The organism is Streptomyces palmae (genome assembly GCF_004684805.1).
Lineage (GTDB): Bacteria > Actinomycetota > Actinomycetes > Streptomycetales > Streptomycetaceae > Streptomyces > Streptomyces palmae.
The window spans coordinates 1-2,926 of sequence record NZ_SRID01000561.1; the positions used below are offsets into that span (position 1 = coordinate 1).

Genomic DNA, 2,926 nt, shown 5'->3' on the forward strand with positions numbered 1-2,926 from the left:
GGCGTGGGGCGGCCGGCGGGGGGAGTGAGGCGCCTGGAGTCGCCGGGCGGCCGCTCCTCACTGCCGAGTATGGGAGGAGGTGAGGGGAAATTCCCGTTCTCGGATCTCACGGGGTGAACCGCGGCGCGTCGCTTCCCCGCCTCGCCCCGGGTGCCGCCCACTTCGCGCGGAGGCGGCAGGAGGAACACTCCTCGCCACTTTCCCCGGCCGTGGTGTCGATTCTCCCGGCGGCCGTTCGTCATATCCCCGCAAGCGATCCCACGCACAAGGAGCACACCGTGAAGTACCTGCTGCTGATCAATACGGCATCGCCCGACTCCACCGAGGAGATGCCGGCCGAGGGACCGACCGCCGAGGAGTTCATCGCCTTCGAGAAGGCGATCTCCGACGCCGGCGTCAGGCTGGACGGCCACGCCCTGGACATGTCGAACGCGACGACCGTACGCGTCCGGGTGAACGGCGAGCGGGTGGTGACCGACGGGCCGTTCGCCGAGACCCGGGAGATCGTCGGCGGCTACTACCTGATCGACGTCCCCGACCTCGACGCGGCGCTCGACTGGGCGGCCCGGTGTCCCGGTTCCCGGTACGGCACCGTCGAGGTCCGCACGGTGTGGGAGCCGGTTCAGCCGTGATCGAGCAGCGAGCGGCCCGCTCCGTGGAGGCGGTGTTCCGCGAGGACCGGAGCCGGCTGCTCGCCCTGCTCGCCGCCCGGTTCGGAGACCTGGACCTGGCCGAGGAGACCGCATCCGAGGCGATCGAGGCCGCGCTGCGGCGGTGGCCGGTCGACGGCGTGCCGGACAAACCGCTGGCGTGGTTGCTCACCACGGCGCGCCGCAAGGCCATCGACCGGATCCGGCGCGACCGCGCGTACGCGGAGCGGCTGGCGATGCTCCACGTGGAGAGCGACCGGGCCGCTGCCGCGGTCCCCGACGACCCCGGCTTCGACGACATCCCCGACGAGCGGCTGCGGCTGTTCTTCACCTGCTGCCACCCCGCGCTCTCCCCGGAGGCGCGGACCGCGCTGACGCTGCGCTGCCTCGCGGGCCTGACCACGCCCGAGGTCGCCCGGGCGTTCCTGGTGCCCACCGCGACGATGGCCCAGCGCGTGGTGCGCGCCAAGCGCAAGATCCGCAGTGCCCGCGTCCCCTTCCGCGTCCCGGGGCCGGAGGAATTGCCCGCCCGGCTGCCCAGCGTGCTCCGGGTCGTCTACCTCGTCTTCACCGAGGGGTACGCCGCCAGCTCCGGCCCCGGCCTGCTCCGCCCCGACCTGGCCGAGGAGGCCATCCGGCTGGCCCGGATCCTGCACCGGCTGCTCCCCGAGGAACGCGAGGTGGCGGGGCTGCTCGCGCTGCTCCTGCTCACCGACGCCCGGCGCGCGGCCAGGGTCGACGCCGCGGGAGGCCAGGTGCTGCTCGAGGACCAGGACCGCACGTTGTGGGACGCCGACCTCATCGCCGAGGGGCAGCGCCTCCTGGTACCGGCGCTCACCGGTCCCGGCGTCGGACCGTACGCGGTCCAGGCGGCGATCGCGGCGCTGCACGACGAGGCGACGGCCATCGAGACGACCGACTGGCCGCAGATCGTCGCGCTCTACGACGTGCTGCTCCGGCTGGAGCCCTCCCCGCTGGTGGCCCTGAACCGAGCCGTGGCCGTCGCCATGCGCGACGGCCCGGAGGCGGGCCTGGACCTGCTGGACGCCCTCGCCGACGCCGGGGAGCTGTGTGGCTTCCACCTGCTTCCGGCGGCGCGGGCCGACCTGCTCAGAAGGCTGGGCCGCACCGCGGAGGCGGCCGTGGCCTACCGAGCCGCGCTCGATCTCGCCGGCAACGAATCGGAGCGCGCCACGCTCGCCCGCAGACTCGCCGAACTCCCCGATCGGTGAACGGTCCCGTCCCGCACGCCCCCCGAAGGCCGCTTCTCGGGTCGTCGAGGACTCCGCCGCGCCCCGGCGCGCACGGGGTGCCGTGCCGGTCCGCCGCCGGCACGGTCCGCGAGGATTCGAACGCGCTGTGTTCGTTCGATCCGGCATCCGATATGGCAGACTCCCGGGCTGAACTGATGTCGTCCACGGGGGATTTCTCATGCACGGACCGCAACCGCAGGGGCCGTTCGGCCCGCCAGGCGCACCGGCGCCGCCACCGCAGAACGAGGCCGGACGACTCGTCGCACGCATCCAGGGCAAGGTGAAGGCGGCGGTCCTGGGGGTGATGTTCGGTGTGCCGCTGACCGCGGGCGGTCTGCACTTCGGGCTCACCGAGAAGCCCACCGGGTTCCTCGCCGCGCTGATCGGCGCGGCCCTGCTGGCCGCCGGGGTACTCGGTTTCGCCCGGATACGGGTGCTGCGGAGCCGACTGCGCGCGCTGCTGCCGGAGGCCCAGCGCTCCCCGGTCGCCCATCTGCCGAGCGCCCGCCGGGCCGCGACCCTGGCCGGCTACCTCAACGGGCTGCTGGTGCTGCTGGGCTTCGGCGGCACCGGTTGGCTGCTGTTCATGGGCGCCTCCTGGGGCGCGTACGGGAACTCCTTCGGCTTCGGTGCGCTGACGATGGGCGCGGTGCTGCCCTTCGGCCTGGGCCTCGCCGCGGCCCGCACCATCCCCGACCTGCTCCGGGTCGTCCCGGCGGGGGCCCGTATCGGCCAGGCCATGTACGGGGTGTTCCTCACGGTGGCCACGCCGATGGTGGTCAAGAGCGACGGGCTGCTCCCCAAGCTGGTCGGCGGCGGCATCGCACTGGTCTCGCTGGGCGCGATCGCCCTGCTGGGGCGGTGCTTCCGGCAGATGGGCGGCCAGGCGCGGGGGCGGCAGACGGCCGGCCCGCAGCCGCAGCCCGGCCCGCGGCCCGGAGTCGGGACCCCGCCGCCGGCCGGCCCGCCCGGTGCCCCGCAGCCGTACGGCGCGCCCGCGGGAGCCCCCGCGCCCTACGGCCC

Annotated in this window: 2 protein-coding genes and 1 pseudogene; all 3 read left to right on the forward strand. The window is 74.4% G+C overall.

Annotated features, from left to right (window positions below):
• The first annotated feature begins 278 nt into the window (after positions 1-278).
• Positions 279-632, forward strand: a complete 354-nt coding sequence (locus E4099_RS30890) for a YciI family protein (RefSeq protein WP_135342409.1) — start codon at positions 279-281, stop codon at positions 630-632.
• Positions 629-1,882, forward strand: coding sequence for an RNA polymerase sigma factor (locus E4099_RS30895; RefSeq protein WP_209446810.1), 1,254 nt, complete (start codon positions 629-631; stop codon positions 1,880-1,882). Before E4099_RS30890 ends, E4099_RS30895 begins: the two co-directional genes overlap by 4 nt.
• Positions 1,883-2,081: 199 nt before the next feature.
• Positions 2,082-2,926 (forward strand): annotated as a pseudogene (locus E4099_RS30900) (hypothetical protein); the annotation flags it as partial.